A 15,297-nucleotide genomic window follows, 5' to 3' on the forward strand; every position below is an offset into this window, starting at 1 on the left:
ATGAGACAACGAGTGATGAGCAATATTGATATAGCGCGATGCAATTAATGATGCATAAAGTCGATGCATTTGTAGAGCATGCACTCATGCTGCTTGTTTCAGGAGGCAGGTATTCGCAGAGACGTATTTTCGCATAACAATACGCAGCAGAACTTAAAACGAAAAGATGATGATGCAAATTGTACATATTGCCGTTAACCCCATGTGATAACTGTGGGATTGTCTGCTGTTGCTACATAGTCATTAACCTATTGCGTGAAAGCCAAATGGTAACAGGAGGGAGGTAATTGATAGTTATATCAATAAGTTTTGACTTTTTGTCGGACGAGTCACATTTTTTTTACTGAAAAAAAGCCCTGAAACACTGTAAAACTATTGTGCGTAAACGCCATGACAAAAGGGGCAAAATTATTGAATCTTTATAGGAAAAATCCTATTCTAACCACCTGTGGTGAGTGGTGCGATAAATCGATGTATCTCGTTGGCGACACTGAGAACAAAATGTTACATAGGTTATTATCGGTCTGGTGTCCATTTTTTGGGCTTATTTTCCTGGTGATTTTTATGCCCAAACAGATCAATACCTGAACGTTGTAAACTGTTTTTTGTTCAGAAATATCACTCTGGACAATTAAAATTTTTACTCGATTTCATTCATTTTTTTACTGCCATATTCACAATGACAATTATAATCAGGGCGGGGATTTTCCCTGTCGGACTGAGGCATTAATGACATCTGAGAACTATTTCAGTTGGCGAAACAGGATGCAATTGGCTTTTGGTACGGGAAGCAACACCGCTCATATTACCAGGATAATTGAGCAACAGGCGGGGGAGCTGGAATTCGATTTTTATGCTCTTTTTATTCGTCATCCCGTTCCTTTTACCCGGCCAAAAACTTTTTTTTACAGTAATTATCCGCAGAAGTGGATTGAGTATTATTTGCATGAAGACTTAGTGCAGCGCGATCCTGTGATGAAGAAGTGCCGTTCACCGGGAGCGATGTGGTTGTGGGGAGGCGATCTGCTCCCCGAGGAGCAGTGCGTTCTGCAAGCTGCCAGAGAACATGGTATTTATCACGGTATTTCTTGTTCCGTGATGGCGAAAAACAGATCCGTAGGTATATTATCGCTGTCGTCTGCCAATCCTTCTAAAATGATAGCGTTAACGACAGAACTTGAACTTAAACTCCAGTATATTTCGGAGCTGTCAATGGCTGCATTGATCGAAATGGATGATATTTCGATGCTGGCAACGAAACTGGAATTAAGTGAAAGAGAACTCGAAATTCTCAAATGGACCGCAGAGGGAAAAACATCGGCAGAAATATCACTGATCCTCTCTATCTCAGAGAATACCGTTAATTTTCACCAAAAAAACATGCAAAAACGATTTAATGCACCAAACAAAACGCAAATTGCCTCTTATGCCGCAGCAATCGGTTTAATCTGAAAGAGGATGCAACTACCAAATTTGGTAGTTTCGAATTGCCACCCGGTTGTCTACCCTGCGCCCAGGGTAACAACCCTGCCCGAACCGTCAGGAGCGGCGCTCACGAGGGAATGCGACAGGGGATCATGAATGAAGATTATCCAGACCAAGCTGAAGGACATGCCGTCATCTTTACTGGCAGAATTAGGAAGTTATCGTTACAGCGTCTTTGCCAGAGGTGAAGGTTGGTCGATTCCGTCTCGTCTCAGTACCCCGGGCCAGGAGTACGATCGCTTCGATCGTTCCGATGTGATCTGGTTGATTGCCTGGACTGCGCAGTTTGGTATCTGTGGTTGTGCGCGTTTAATGGCATGGCAGGATCCGGACAGCAACCGTTCAGCCGCAGGTGCTGAAAATAGTAACAATGAGAGTGATATCGTCTGGGAAATGTCACGTTTCTCTGCCCGGCTTGAAATTGATGCGGAGTTGCCGCTGAACATTTTATGGCATGCGGTGCAGTTGGCGGGACAATCGGGCATTCAGTATCTCTACAGTGCGGCAACGCCGATGCTGGAGCAGATGTTTGAACAGCATCAGGTGAACTATGATCCGCTCACACCAGGGATCATTCAGTCAGAAGACAACCTGTTTGCGGTCAAAATCCCGATTGCTCAGCCGAATCTGGCTGAAAAGTTCCATGGCGCACGTCGCTTCCGGCCTGAAGAAGTGCTGCCTACACTTGGGGTATCTGTTAGCTGGGGGCCACGCGGGCGCTAAGTTTATTGTCCATGCCATTTCGACCACAGCGTGATCAGCACCCACGCTGCTACGCCCCAGCATAATACGGCTGCCAGCAGTGCCAGTGGCAGCCGCATCATCGTAATAAAATACCAAAGTGCCAGCAGATAGATAAAGTAGGGCAGAATCGCCCACATGCCAAAGACGATGGTGGTTCGCAGCGCCTCGATGCCCCGCTCACTGGCCACAATATAGTGGGCTATCAGTGCGAAGGTGGGAAACAGCGGAATGAGACCGGCAAGATAGTAATGACGGGTTCTCGATAACAGGCCGATTAACACCACGACCGCAGCACCCAGTATTGCTTTGAAAAGTAAGCCCATTGCTTTGTTCTGTCAGTTAAAACACTACGGTGTGACAAAACCAATAAAAAAGCAACGGGCGTTTAACGCGGCGGGAAGGCGGGTGTATTACTGACGATAAGCGTGTTTGATCTGCTTGACCGTATTGCTGAACACTTCTGCCTGCTGCTGATCTTCCAGCGCGGCGATGTAGCGTTCCATATTGATGATGACTTTACCGGCATCTGCCTGACCCATACCTTTCAGCATCAGTGTGACAAGTGCTTTCATGCACGTCACTTCGTTAGCTAATGCCTGCACTTCTTCGCTGGTTGAAAAGTCAGTCTCGCTCATGATTTCTCCCGATAGTCTTTGAAAAAACAGTGCTTCCGGTTAGTTTACCAGGCACGTAAAGTGTTCGAAAGTATATCATATAATGGCATGAAGAAAGCAGTGAGTCGGTTAAGATTAATGATAAAACAATCGGTTGTGCGTTAGTGTTATGTCACGTTGTAGAAAGTGCTAAAATTTAGGAAAATATTGACTTTATTTTTAAATGAAAAATAGCATTTTTTATACAACTTATTGTAAATTATAATTTATTTTATTATGGTGCTGGCGGATGAGATTTTTTTCGACCTAAAAGATTAACGTTTACAAGTTACACCTTTGCATTATTGAAGAATTTACGTGCTATTTAGCCTCTACAGATAAATTAGATTTGGTATAAAGTTCAACATTATTTCTGTTCTAACAGCCGTGAAAAAGTAGTAACATCATCGGCCTGCCAATGTTTTTTTCGCCACCTGCCTTAGCCGCTTAAGGAGCATCGTTTGATAAGCGTTTTTCTTGTTGATGACCACGAGCTGGTTCGCGCAGGTATTCGTCGCATCCTGGAGGATATCAAAGGTATCCAGGTTGTTGGAGAAGCGAACTGCGGTGAAGATGCGGTAAAATGGTGTCGTGCTAACAGTGCTGATGTGGTGCTGATGGACATGAATATGCCAGGTATTGGCGGACTTGAAGCGACGCGCAAGATTATCCGTTACACGCCAGACTGCAAAATTATCATGTTAACGATTCATACCGAAAACCCGTTGCCAGCAAAAGTGATGCAGGCGGGGGCTTCTGGTTATCTCAGCAAAGGGGCAGCGCCGCAGGAAGTGATCAGCGCGATTCGCTCTGTCAACTCGGGGCAGCGCTATATTGCCTCCGATATTGCGCAACAGATGGCACTGAGCCAAATCGAACCGCAAAAAGCGGAATCGCCGTTCAACAGTTTGTCGGAACGCGAGTTGCAGATTATGCTGATGATTACTAAGGGCCAGAAAGTGACGGAAATCTCCGAACAACTCAATCTGAGTCCTAAAACTGTTAACAGCTATCGTTACCGCATGTTCAGCAAACTGAATATCAGTGGGGACGTGGAGTTAACGCATCTGGCCATCCGTCATGGCCTGTACAGCGCGGAGCCGTTAATCAGTAGTGAATGATCAGTTTGATGCAAAGTATTTCCTGAAAACCGTCACCAGCCAGCCCGGCGTTTACCGGATGTATGATGCTGCGAGTACGGTTATCTACGTTGGCAAAGCGAAAGATCTCAAAAAACGGCTCTCCAGCTATTTTCGCGGAAACCTCGCCAGTCGTAAGACGGAAGCGCTGGTGGCGCTGATTTGCCAGATAGACGTGACGGTGACCCATACGGAAACCGAAGCGCTGCTGCTGGAACATAACTACATCAAACTTTACCAGCCGCGCTACAACGTGCTGCTGCGTGACGATAAATCCTATCCCTACATCTTTCTGAGCGCGGATGCCCATCCGCGCCTGGCAAGCCATCGCGGTGCCAAGCATGCGAAAGGGGAATACTTCGGTCCTTTCCCTAACGGCTATGCGGTGCGAGAGACGTTATCGCTGTTGCAAAAAATTTTCCCGGTACGCCAGTGTGAAAATAGCGTGTATCGCAACCGCTCACGTCCGTGTCTGCAATACCAGATTGGTCGTTGCCTTGGGCCTTGCGTGAAGGGGCTGGTGACGGAAGAGGAGTATGCGCGCCAGATCGACTATGTGCGCTTGTTCCTTTCGGGTAAAGACGATCAGGTCCTGAATCAGCTAGTTGCACGCATGGAACATGCCAGCCAGGAAATGCGCTTTGAAGAGGCCGCCCGTCTGCGCGATCAGATACAGGCGGTGCGCCGCGTCACGGAAAAACAGTTTGTCTCCAATCAGGGGGACGATCTGGATGTCATCGGTGTTGCGTTCGACTCTGGAATGGCCTGTCTGCACGTATTGTTTATCCGTCAGGGTAAGGTGTTGGGCAGCCGAAGTTATTTCCCGAAAGTGCCCAGTGGCACAGAACTGGCTGAAGTTGTGCAGACATTTGTGGGGCAATTCTATTTGCAGGGTAGCCAGGCACGCACGTTACCCGCTGATATTCTGCTGGATTTCCAGTTACCGGAAAAAGAGCTGCTGGCGGACTCGCTGACAGAGCTTGCCGGAAGGCGTATTGCCATCCAGAGCAAACCCCGGGGCGACCGCGCCCGTTACCTGAAGCTTGCCCGCACCAATGCGGCTACCGCGCTGGTGACGCGTCTGGCACAGCATTCCACTATACACCAACGGCTAACGGCTCTTGCCGACACCCTGAAGTTACCGGCTATTCGTCGTATGGAATGTTTTGATATCAGCCACACGATGGGGGAGCAGACGGTCGCCTCCTGTGTGGTTTTTGATGCCAACGGGCCACTGCGCAGCGAATATCGTCGCTATAACATCACGGGCATCACCCCCGGTGATGACTATGCGGCCATGAACCAGGTGCTGCGTCGCCGTTATGGCAAGGCCATTGAAGAGAGCAAAATTCCTGACGTAATTCTGATCGATGGTGGCAAAGGCCAGCTTTCACAGGCGAAAGACGTTTTCGCTGAACTGGATGTGACCTGGGATAAACATCATCCTCTGTTGCTGGGGGTGGCAAAAGGCACCGATCGTAAAGCCGGGCTGGAAACGCTGTTCCTTGAACCGGAAGGGGAGGGATTTGCTTTGCCGCCAGACTCTCCGGCGTTACATGTTATCCAGCATATTCGTGATGACTCTCACAATCATGCAATAACAGGCCATCGTAATAAACGGGCTAAAGTGAAGAACACCAGTGCGCTGGAAACCATTGAAGGGATCGGTCCAAAACGGCGCCAGATGCTGCTCAAGTACATGGGAGGCCTGCAACCGTTGATCAATGCCTCTATGGAAGAAATCGCCAGTATCCCTGGAATTTCACATGCGCTGGCTGAAAAAATCTTCTATGCGCTGAAACACTAAGCATTGCAACACCCGTAGCAATGTAGGAACATAGGGACAAATTCTACTCTGTCCAAACAGTTAGCGTAATTATGCCATTTAATATTCCGACCTTACTTACCCTGTTTCGCGTTGTATTAATCCCATTCTTTGTACTGGCATTTTACCTGCCATTTCAATGGGCTCCACTGGCATGCGCACTGATTTTCATCTTTGCTGCGGTGACTGACTGGTTTGATGGTTACCTGGCCCGTCGCTGGAAACAAACGACCCAGTTCGGGGCGTTCCTGGATCCGGTGGCCGATAAAGTGATGGTGGCGATCGCGTTAGTGCTGGTGGCCGAGTATTTCCACTCATGGTGGATCACCTTACCGGCTGCCACCATGATTGCCCGTGAAATCATCATTTCAGCTCTGCGCGAGTGGATGGCTGAAATCGGCAAACGCAGCAGTGTGGCCGTTTCGTGGATTGGTAAAGTCAAAACCACGGCCCAGATGTTGTCACTGTTTGCGCTGTTATGGCGCCCGAACAGTATTGTTGAGGGCGTTGGCGTTGCCGCGTTGTACATTGCCGCTGTGCTAACCTTCTGGTCAATGTTCCAGTATTTGAGCGCTGCACGTGGCGATTTGCTCGAACGGTGATCGAAGCGACTTAAAAAGCAGCAAACGGATGCATTGTGAGGATAATTTGGTTGACTCATTGCGCCAGAACAGTAGAATGCAACGCATCGAAAGGCAGCTCAGGCAGCCAGAAGATAAAGCAAATCAGCAAGTTCTGAAGGTTTCATTTAAAACAGAATAAAACTGATGGCAATGCGGGAATAGCTCAGTTGGTAGAGCACGACCTTGCCAAGGTCGGGGTCGCGAGTTCGAGTCTCGTTTCCCGCTCCAAATTAGTCGCCAGAGATGACTCTCTGATGACAAAAAGATTTAAAGGCGCGTTGGCAGAGTGGCCATGCTACGGATTGCAAATCCGTCTACCTCGGTTCGACTCCGGGACGCGCCTCCAATTAACACCCATGCCCGGGTGGTGAAATCGGTAGACACAAGGGATTTAAAATCCCTCGGCTTATGGCTGTGTGGGTTCAAGTCCCACCCCGGGCACCATATTATCAGTACCGATTAAAACGAATAAAAACAAGCAGTAAGCAATGTCGTAACCGCCTCGAAAGGCGGTTTTTTTACGTCTGAATTAATCCTTTCCTAATATGCCTTCCTAATATTCGCTTCTACTTCTGCCCACCAACAACCGGAACTACCGCTATTTTTCGGTCGTGACGTACAGACCGTTCAACATTTTTTACCATCACGAACCGCAGATTTAAGGCTGGGCCTTTAAAGAAAAGGAGGTTACCTGCGTTGAGGCGTAATGGAAAAATGGATGAATTACTCAAGCAATTGCGATATTTCATTCGCACCTTGAGTGCTATAACAATGGCCTAAGGGATCGCTATGATGATTAAGACATACGTGGCGATAAAATGGAGTTGTTTTATTAGGGATAAATAATGAAAAAACTGTGCATTGATCAAAACACCATTATCATCGGTGACTTGTCGTTGACTATTTCTGCTGCTGAAGACGAATGCGGTTGTATCAATATTAAAGTGTGCTGCAATACTCAGAAACCACCAGTGACAAAGCCGCCAGTAACCTGCCCACCAACGACAGAACCACCATTGACAAAGCCGCCAGTAACCTGCCCACCAACGACAGAACCGCCAGTCACAGAACCGCCAGTCACAGAACCGCCAGTCACAGAACCACCAGTCACAGAACCACCAGTGACACCGAGCTTTCTAGGATAATAAAGCACTGGCTGAGTGATGCTGGACCAGCCTATATCACTCCAGCTGCTTTGAAAGAGACTGATGTAGGTGCAGTAAAAGTCGTCTTTTGATGGCTCTCAGAAAATGAAAGCCATACTAACGCGGTGAAGAACGCTTATTTAATCTTCACCGTTTATTATCCAGACCTGATTGCCCATCCTCATCATTCACTTATCTAAGATCCAACACGATTCAGCATCTTGTCAGACGAAGGATCATCTATTACTGCGGACAACCCCAGCACCATCACCGTCACCCACTCTTCTGAAATCCAACGCTGTTCCACATCCTGCCAACCGAGTCGGCGATAAAGAGCCTGTTGGTCCGGCGTATACAGCCATAACGCGTCTATCTGTTGTGCGCGGGCGCGGTCAATACAGGCGTTTACCAGGCTGGAACCTATTCCTTTACCGCGCCACTCTTTGGGTGTGAACACTTCGCCCAGCCAGTAACGACGTTCTGGCCTGTCATCCAGTTCATATTCGATCACGCTGGCCGTGCCTGCCAGCGTGCCGTCAGTGTCACAGGCGATCAGGGTAAAACTGCCGCTGTCGTGCTGGTTACGCTCATCAAGACGTTGGCTGATGGTGGCTAACGAGGACCAGTTCGCGAGTTCAGACCATTCGCTATGCAACAGACGAGCAATCTCATGGCGGCGTTCAGGCTGCTGGCGCAGGGTAAAAATGGGCATCATGCTGTTCCTTAAGCGGTAGCCGCCTGGCGAGGCGGAAAAGAATTATCTACACTCTTCTGAGGTTGTCTTCCTTTCTTTATCTCATCGTGGCTATAATTGCTATATCGTTTAGTTAGAGCTCTAATTATCAGGCATCTTACCTATTGAATACCCAGGAACTGAATTTCTCCCGTTTGCTGCATCTTACTGCCCACGCCTGGCGTCAGGCGATAGATCGGCGGATGAAAGATAATGGTCTCAGCATGAGCAGCTGGATGGCCGTGGCGACGATCGCCCTTCAGGATGAGCCGATGAGTCAGAAAGAACTGGCGCAGTCGTTGGGTCTGGAAGATGCCAGCGTCGTGCCGCTGATTGACCGTCTGGTAAAGCAGCAACTGGTCGAGCGGGTACAGCCTCCTGAAGATCGGCGTAAACGACTGCTGCATGTCACGCCGAAAGGCGAGGTGTTGTATCAGCGTTTGAAAACGGAGGCTGATGCACTGCGCAATGAGCTGCTGTCTGGCGTGAATGCGGGCGATCTGGCGGTCACCCAGCGTGTACTGCAGCAACTGCTGGCGGCGACAGAGGTGAAGTAAGGTGTCCCGCATTAAATCCAATCCCTATGCTCCGCGTGAGTGGGCGCCTGGCGAAAAGCCCATGCTGCCTGGATCGCCCTCTACGCCGCTGCACCCCACCCATAAACGCATTGCCTTTGGTATCGTTGGCCTGTTGATTTGCATCACCGGGGCGCTCAGTAACGCGCTGGTGACTGCCAACCTGACCAATTTGCAGGGCGTGTTTGGTGCCTACAATAACGAGATTGCCTGGCTGCCCGCCGTTTACGTGATGGGAAATATCTCGATTAACCTGCTGCTGGTGAAGTTTCGCCAGCAGTTCGGGCTGCGGGTATTCACCGAAGCGTTTTTGGTGCTGTATGTGCTGGTGGCGTTCTTCCATCTGCTGGTCAACGACCTCAGTTCCGCGATTATCGTCCGTGCGGCGCACGGCATGGTCGGTGCCGCACTCAGTTCACTGGGTATCTATTATCAGGTTCAGGCCTGGCCCGCGAAACATCGCCTGAAAGCGCTGGCGATTGGTCTGGGGGCTTCACAGCTCGCCATTCCTCTTGCGCGTCTGTTCTCGACGGAACTGCTGCAACTGGATGAGTGGCGCGGGTTGTACCTGTTTGAGCTGGGGCTGGCGTTAATGGCGCTCGGTGCGGTGCTGATCCTTAAACTGCCTCCGGGAGAGCGCACCAAAGTTTTCGAGAAAAAAGACTTTCTGACCTTCTTCCTGTTGGCACCCGGTATGGCGCTGTTCTGCGGCGTACTGTCGCTCGGGCGCATTGAATGGTGGACCAGCACGCCGTGGCTGGGCGTTTGCCTCGCCCTCGGGCTGGTGCTGGTCACGGCAGCCGTGCTGGTGGAACACAATCGCAGTAATCCACTGATTAACACCCGCTGGCTGGGGAGCGGGGCGATATTCCGTCTCGGTATTGTGATGATCCTGCTGCGTATCATGCTGGCCGAACAGAACACCGGTGCGATTGGTTATCTGCAACAGATTGGCATGTTGAACGATCAGATGCAGGGGCTGGCGCTGGCGATCCTTGCCGGGGTGGCGGCGGGGATTATCTGTAGCGCGCTGACCATTAATCCCAAACATCTGAGCTGGCCGATTGTACTGTCGCTGATTATCGTGATGGTGGCCTCGCTGATGGATGCCCAGTCCAGCCCGCTGACCCGCGCCAGTAATATGTATTTCAGTCAGTTCCTGCTGGGCTTCAGTACCTCCTTCTTTATCGCACCAGCGATGCTGCTGGGCGTGGGCAGCGTGGTGACTCAGCCGAAGAACCTGGTCAGCTTTGTAGTGCTGTTTGGTATGAGTCAAAACCTCGGCGGCCTGATGGGTTCGGCGCTGCTCGGGACCTTCCAGACCTGGCGCGAAAAATATCACTCCAGCCTGCTCGGTGACCAGCTGTCGCTGCTGGATCCGAACGTGACCGATCGTTTAGCCCAGTACAATAATCTGTTTGCCAGCCTTGTGGGTGACAGCACCCTGCAAAGTGCTCAGGGCACGGCACAGCTGCAAACCGTTGCCACATTACAGGCGAATGTACTGGCCTATAACGATGTGTATATGCTGACTGCCATCATGGCAGGGATCACTTTACTCTGGGTGCTGTGGCGTCTTTCGCGTCTGCGTTATCTCAACTGGCAGCAGGCCAAACGCGAAGCCGAAGCGGAACAGCGCGCGATGCAAAATCTTAACAAGACTATTGCCCGGTAAGCGTTCTGTGGAACGAAGAAGGGAACACGGGGAAAACATGAGTCAACAGGAACAGCAGCAACTCACCGAGCGTCTGAGAAATAATAAGCTGCGTATTTTATCGATTGCCCTTGGATCGGGGATTGCCCTGGTCGGCGTACTGGTGATCCTTTACGCCTGGCAGCTACCGCCCTTTACCAGCCAGACACAGTCAACGGAAAACGCCTATGTGCGCGGCCAGGTGACTTTTATCAGCCCGCAGGTCAGTGGTTATATCACTGAGGTTAAGGTGTTGGACTTCCAGCCGGTCCACCAGGGCGACCTGATGATGACCATTGACGACCGCATCTATCGCCAGCGCGTGCACCAGGCGATGGCGCAGCTGGATATGAAAAAAGCGACGCTGGCCAACAATATTCAGCAGCGCCGCAGCGCGGAAGCGGTGATCAAACGCAATGACGCCGCACTGCAAAACGCCAAAGCCCAGGCGGTAAAAGGTGGGCTGGATCTGAAGCGTGTGGAAAATCTGGTCTCAGATGGTTCACTTTCTCTGCGTGAACGCGATGCATCGCGTGCCAGCAATAGCCAGACACTGGCGGATGTGCAGCAGGCGCAGGCCACACTGGAAGTCTCTCGCCAGGATCTGCAAACCGTGATTGTTAATCGTGCCTCGCTGGAGGCGGATGTCGCCAGCGCGCAGGCCGCGCTGGAACTGGCGCAGATCGACCTCGACAACACCAAAATTATCGCCCCGCGTGATGGGCAGTTAGGGCAAATCTCTGTGCGGCAGGGCGCTTACGTCACGGCGGGAACCCGGCTGACCTCGCTGGTGCCGCAGCAGATGTGGGTGGTGGCTAATATGAAGGAGACCCAGATGGCGCGCATCCGTCCGGGGCTGCCTGTGACGTTCCACGTTGATGCACTGGACGGTGAACAGTTTAACGGTGAGGTTGAGTATATCTCCCCGGCAGCGGGATCGGAGTTCAGTGCCATCTCACCGGATAACGCCACCGGCAACTTTGTGAAAATTGCCCAGCGCATTCCTGTGCGAATTAAGATCACCAGCGATAACACGGCCCATCTGCGTCCGGGTATGTCGGTCGAGGTCAATATCGATACTGCGGCCGTGCAGGATGGAGATAAAAAATGATGCCTGCGCCGAAAACTCTGGTGATGATGATGCTGACGGCCACGCTGGCAGGCTGTGCTACGGAAGTGGAGCAGGCACCGTCGGCGTTGCCAATACCGATGCAGTGGCGAAACCAGGTTGGACCGGGTGCGGCGGTGGAAGCGAGCTGGTGGCGGGCGTTTAACGATGCATCACTGAACCAGCTGGTGGAGCAGGCGCTGCGCAACAACCCGGATATATTAACCGCCCGTTCACGCGTCGATCAGTATCGTGCTCAGCTACGTGGAGCGCAGGGGGATAACTACCCGACGCTGGATGCCGGCGTGGCGGCAAGCCGTGCGCGGGCTATCTCCGCGGCAACGGGCCAGCCTGCGCAATCCACCGTCTTCCAGGGCCTGTTACAGGCCAACTACAACGTCGATTTATGGGGTGAACGCAGCAGCAGCATTGATGCAGCCAAAGCCTCGCTGGCAGCCCAGCAGGCGGCGGCGAGCGCGGCCGAACTGACCATCGCCAGTTCGGTGGCGTCAGGGTATATGACCCTGGTGTCGCTCGACGAACAGCTGCGGGTTACGGAAGCCACGCTGGCCAGCCGTGCCAACTCGTTAAAGCTGGCACAGCGCCAGTTTGAAACGGGTTACACCTCGCGCCTGGAGTGGGTGCAGTCGCAGTCGGAATATCAGACGGCAAAAGCGCAAATCCCGCTGTTACAACATCAGATTGCTGAGCAGGAAAATGCCCTGAGTATTCTGGTTGGAATGAACCCGCGTCAGATTGCCCGCCAGAACCACTTTGACCACGTGGCACCGCAGACGCTGCCTGCCGTGATGCCGTCTCAGCTGTTGCAGCGCAGGCCGGATATCGTGCAGGCCGAACGCCAGCTCCTGGCGGCGGATGCATCACTTCAGTCTTCACGCGCCAGTCTGCTGCCTTCACTGAATCTCACCGCCACCGGAACAATGCAAAGCTCGGTGCTCCATGAACTGGTGGAGAATCCGTTCCGCCTGTGGAGTATTGGCGGCAGCGTGCTGGCACCATTGCTGAACCGTGAAGCGCTGACCGCGCAGGTTGATGTCTCCATGGCCACGCGCAACCAGGCACTGTACAACTACGAAAAAGTCGTGCGCAGTGCGTTTGGTGAAGTGAATAACGATCTGGATGCCATTACCCGCTATCAGGAGCAACTCTCCGAGTTACAGGCACAGGAGAAAGTGGTGCAGGAGGCGCTGCGTATCGCGCGCAACCGCTATCAGAATGGCTACGCTTCCTATCTGGATGAGCTGGATGCTCAGCGTACGCTGTTCAGCATCCAGCTCAGTGTGGTGCAGGCCAAAAATAACCTGTTGCTGGCGCAGATCGATCTCTACCGCGCACTGGGCGGCGGCTGGCAGGCGTCATAACAGATAGGCAGGCTTGCTGCTGTCGGCCTGCGATCAGCCAAAGAGTTTCAGTTTCGCCGTCAGTTTCCGCAGTGCCTTCTTCTCCCCGGCGATAGCCAGCCCGAGGTGTTGTAGATCGGCGGTGGCAATCTGACTGACGGCAGCTGAAAATTCGGCGTAATCCACCGTCATCTGGCCCTCCTGCGGAAAGATAATCGCATCAAACTGCTGCTCTTCGCAGCACTCAAGCAGCACACTCAACTGGGTATTATCGGCTGACAGCACCGGGATGCCCACCGGGATCAGGCCCGGATAGCACTGGCCACTGGCATCCGCTAACGCATCACCGACCAGATGCGGATGGCGCTGCCCCAGCGTCAGGCTCAGTACCGCGGCGGCGTTGGCCGCCTTGCCCACGGTTAACGCACTATTCAGTACCACCACACAACGAACATCATTCATCATTTTTGCCTTCTGACGGAGAAAAAACGCAGCGTAAATCAGTGCGGCGGCTCAGTCTGGAAGATTTGTGCAGTGCTGTTGATAAAAAGCGGGAGTCAGCTGATAGGCGCGTTTAAACCAGCGCCCGAGATGGCTTTGATCGGCAAATCCCAGCTGTGCCGCAACCAGGGCAGGGGGCTGACCGGCCGACAGCAGGCGGCGCGCTTCGCTCAGGCGCAACTGAATCAGCCAGGCATGAGGAGGCAGGCCAAAGTGAGCGTGAAACTCGCGTGACAGACGAAAACGATCAACCTCCAGCGCCGCTGCCATATCGCTCAGGCCGATATTGTCATAACGGTGGTCCAGCATAAAATCGCGCGCCCGCAGCGCCAGGGTGTTCTCATGCGCAGCCAGTTGAAGGGGGCGCCGCCAGTGAAGGTGGCGTGTCAGGGCAGAAAACAGGCGCTGTAACGCGCTCTCTTTGATGATTTTCAACTCATTGTCATGCAGAGCCTGAAAGGCATGAAGCGTTGCCCACGCCAGTTGACGATCGCTGCTCAGGGTACGGGCAAAGTTCAGTTCAAAACGGTCGGGAATCTCACTAAACAGGCTGCTTAATTGCTGGCGCAGCGTGAGCGGGTCGATATACAGCATACGATAGGTAAAACCCCTTTCGTCGATCGCATCGCCATCATGCAGTTCACCCGGTTCCAGTAAAAATACCGTACCGGGACGGCTCTGATGCTGCTGGCGACGCGAATGAAACTGTTGCACACCCTGTTCGGTCACACCGACCAGGTAGCTGTCATGCCAGTGTGGATCGTAAGCGTGGCCGGTAAAATGAGCGCGCAGGGTTTCAATCGACGTCGCGTCATCGCGCGCCATTTCTATCCAGCCTGATGGCTTCATAACCTTGCCCCCTTCAGAGAATCCCCACGACAGCGTAGCGTCAGTGGCACCCTTGATGCCAATCAATAACGAGAAAAAATTGGGAATCAATCGGATTCTTTAGTACTTCTCATTGCTTAGCAACGAATGCTATTATGCGAATCTTTACAATTAATAGTCTGAGTCATGCGGAAAAAAATCTCCGTAATGGGTGCTATTTGTGCAAATAACTAGCTGGAAATTATAGATTATTTTTAGGGATGCTATGAAAAAGTCACGTCTTTTCGCCACACTGTTATGCGCCTTTGCGCTGGCAGGGTGCGCGCGCACAGAACCGGTAAAAAATATCAATCAAACGCTGAATGCTGATTACAGCGACAATCAGTTGCAAACGGCCATTCTGGACGCCGGGCGCGCACGTCAATGGGTGATGCAGCCACAGCAGCCGGGCGTGATTACCGGGCGGATCATTCAGCGTAACCATAGCGCCGATATTCGCATTACCTACGGCGCGAACCATTATTCTATCAATTATGTCGGTAGCAATAACTTGATGGCCGCACCGGGTGAAATTCACCGTAATTACAATCGTTGGGTCAATAACCTCGATAAGGACATCCAGTTACGTCTGGCATCCTCAAAAACACCCTAATCGTCAGGCGTCGGTTCGCTCAGGCATTAAAGATCCTGCCAGCCTGGCCGACAACCCATTAAATGGGGTGAGTCGTTAACAGCGTTTTATATCGCAAATGCGGTTAATTCCGAATGCCAGCACCCGTTGCTAAACGCTATGCTGTGGTTTAGCCATGCGGCACGGGTGCCGCTGAATGGACCGATGAACCGCAGTGACGATCCCTCTGTGGGCATGATCAAATTACTCGAAT

Annotated in this window: 16 protein-coding genes and 3 tRNA genes; 13 read left to right on the forward strand and 6 right to left on the reverse strand. The window is 51.9% G+C overall.

Translation table 11 applies throughout. The annotated features are described in order from the left end of the window. Positions 1–729: 729 nt before the first annotated feature. The gene (gene sdiA, locus HHI26_RS16765; protein ID WP_133840965.1) at positions 730–1,452 is read left to right on the forward strand and encodes a transcriptional regulator SdiA; all 723 of its coding nucleotides are present in this window, start codon (positions 730–732) and stop codon (positions 1,450–1,452) included. A gap of 129 nt (positions 1,453–1,581) precedes the next feature. After that, the gene (locus tag HHI26_RS16770; RefSeq protein WP_133840964.1) at positions 1,582–2,208 is read left to right on the forward strand and encodes an autoinducer synthase; all 627 of its coding nucleotides are present in this window, start codon (positions 1,582–1,584) and stop codon (positions 2,206–2,208) included. A gap of 2 nt (positions 2,209–2,210) precedes the next feature. Here HHI26_RS16770 and HHI26_RS16775 read toward each other — a convergent pair whose 3' ends face one another. Together HHI26_RS16775 and HHI26_RS16780 are read right to left on the reverse strand one after the other, a co-directional pair. Further along, a complete protein-coding gene (locus HHI26_RS16775; RefSeq protein ID WP_171149388.1) occupies positions 2,211–2,552 on the reverse strand; it encodes a GlpM family protein in 342 nt (113 codons plus the stop codon). 87 nt (positions 2,553–2,639) lie between these two features. After that, positions 2,640–2,864, reverse strand: a complete 225-nt coding sequence (locus HHI26_RS16780) for a DUF2594 family protein (RefSeq protein WP_133840962.1) — start codon at positions 2,862–2,864, stop codon at positions 2,640–2,642. Positions 2,865–3,343: 479 nt separating this feature from the next. Here HHI26_RS16780 and uvrY point away from each other — a divergent pair, with 479 nt between their 5' ends. The 6 genes from uvrY (at position 3,344) to HHI26_RS16810 (ending at position 6,913) form a co-directional block, all read left to right on the forward strand. Continuing rightward, positions 3,344–4,003 (forward strand): UvrY/SirA/GacA family response regulator transcription factor, encoded by a 660-nt coding sequence (uvrY, locus tag HHI26_RS16785; protein WP_159337109.1) that lies wholly within the window; start codon positions 3,344–3,346, stop codon positions 4,001–4,003. Further along, positions 3,996–5,828 carry an excinuclease ABC subunit UvrC gene (uvrC, locus tag HHI26_RS16790; protein ID WP_133840960.1) on the forward strand — a complete coding sequence of 611 codons (1,833 nt, stop codon included), beginning with the start codon at positions 3,996–3,998 and terminating at the stop codon, positions 5,826–5,828. The genes uvrY and uvrC overlap by 8 nt, the downstream gene beginning before the upstream one ends. Positions 5,829–5,899: 71 nt before the next feature. Next, positions 5,900–6,448: a CDP-diacylglycerol--glycerol-3-phosphate 3-phosphatidyltransferase gene (pgsA, locus tag HHI26_RS16795; protein ID WP_133840959.1), complete on the forward strand. Its 549-nt coding sequence runs from the start codon at positions 5,900–5,902 to the stop codon at positions 6,446–6,448. Between the two features lie 173 nt (positions 6,449–6,621). After that, a tRNA-Gly gene (locus HHI26_RS16800) sits at positions 6,622–6,697 on the forward strand. A 44-nt stretch (positions 6,698–6,741) separates the two neighbouring features. After that, positions 6,742–6,815: transfer RNA gene (locus HHI26_RS16805), tRNA-Cys, on the forward strand. A 12-nt stretch (positions 6,816–6,827) separates the two neighbouring features. Continuing rightward, a tRNA-Leu gene (locus tag HHI26_RS16810) sits at positions 6,828–6,913 on the forward strand. A gap of 514 nt (positions 6,914–7,427) precedes the next feature. Here the strand turns inward: HHI26_RS16810 and HHI26_RS16815 are convergent. Both HHI26_RS16815 and HHI26_RS16820 read right to left on the reverse strand, forming a co-directional pair. Further along, entirely contained in the window at positions 7,428–7,580 is a 153-nt protein-coding gene (locus HHI26_RS16815) for a hypothetical protein (RefSeq protein WP_171149389.1), read from the reverse strand. Positions 7,581–7,810: 230 nt separating this feature from the next. Further along, complete coding sequence (locus tag HHI26_RS16820; protein ID WP_342345411.1) at positions 7,811–8,329, reverse strand: GNAT family N-acetyltransferase; 519 nt, start codon at positions 8,327–8,329, stop codon at positions 7,811–7,813. Positions 8,330–8,472: 143 nt separating this feature from the next. Between HHI26_RS16820 and HHI26_RS16825 the strand changes: the two genes are divergently transcribed. The 4 genes from HHI26_RS16825 to HHI26_RS16840 are packed head-to-tail and all read left to right on the forward strand — an operon-like array spanning position 8,473 to position 13,105. Continuing rightward, positions 8,473–8,904 carry a MarR family transcriptional regulator gene (locus HHI26_RS16825; RefSeq protein ID WP_133840957.1) on the forward strand — a complete coding sequence of 144 codons (432 nt, stop codon included), beginning with the start codon at positions 8,473–8,475 and terminating at the stop codon, positions 8,902–8,904. A gap of 1 nt (position 8,905) precedes the next feature. Beyond that, the gene (locus HHI26_RS16830; protein ID WP_133840956.1) at positions 8,906–10,597 is read left to right on the forward strand and encodes an MFS transporter; all 1,692 of its coding nucleotides are present in this window, start codon (positions 8,906–8,908) and stop codon (positions 10,595–10,597) included. 37 nt (positions 10,598–10,634) lie between these two features. Beyond that, positions 10,635–11,726, forward strand: coding sequence for an HlyD family secretion protein (locus HHI26_RS16835; protein ID WP_133840955.1), 1,092 nt, complete (start codon positions 10,635–10,637; stop codon positions 11,724–11,726). After that, on the forward strand, positions 11,723–13,105 hold the full coding sequence (locus HHI26_RS16840; RefSeq protein WP_159337107.1) for an efflux transporter outer membrane subunit: 1,383 nt from the start codon (positions 11,723–11,725) through the stop codon (positions 13,103–13,105). The genes HHI26_RS16835 and HHI26_RS16840 overlap by 4 nt, the downstream gene beginning before the upstream one ends. A gap of 33 nt (positions 13,106–13,138) precedes the next feature. On the opposite strand, the gene HHI26_RS16845 is transcribed toward HHI26_RS16840, so the two are convergent. Further along, positions 13,139–13,546, reverse strand: coding sequence for a DUF2000 domain-containing protein (locus tag HHI26_RS16845; protein ID WP_133842085.1), 408 nt, complete (start codon positions 13,544–13,546; stop codon positions 13,139–13,141). Positions 13,547–13,597: 51 nt separating this feature from the next. Then, positions 13,598–14,434, reverse strand: a complete 837-nt coding sequence (locus HHI26_RS16850) for an AraC family transcriptional regulator (protein ID WP_159337106.1) — start codon at positions 14,432–14,434, stop codon at positions 13,598–13,600. A gap of 244 nt (positions 14,435–14,678) precedes the next feature. Here HHI26_RS16850 and HHI26_RS16855 point away from each other — a divergent pair, with 244 nt between their 5' ends. After that, positions 14,679–15,065 carry a hypothetical protein gene (locus HHI26_RS16855; protein ID WP_133840952.1) on the forward strand — a complete coding sequence of 129 codons (387 nt, stop codon included), beginning with the start codon at positions 14,679–14,681 and terminating at the stop codon, positions 15,063–15,065. Positions 15,066–15,297 lie beyond the last annotated feature (232 nt).

Source organism: Erwinia sp. JH02 (assembly GCF_013074405.1).
GTDB classification, from domain to species: Bacteria; Pseudomonadota; Gammaproteobacteria; order Enterobacterales; family Enterobacteriaceae; genus Erwinia; species Erwinia rhapontici.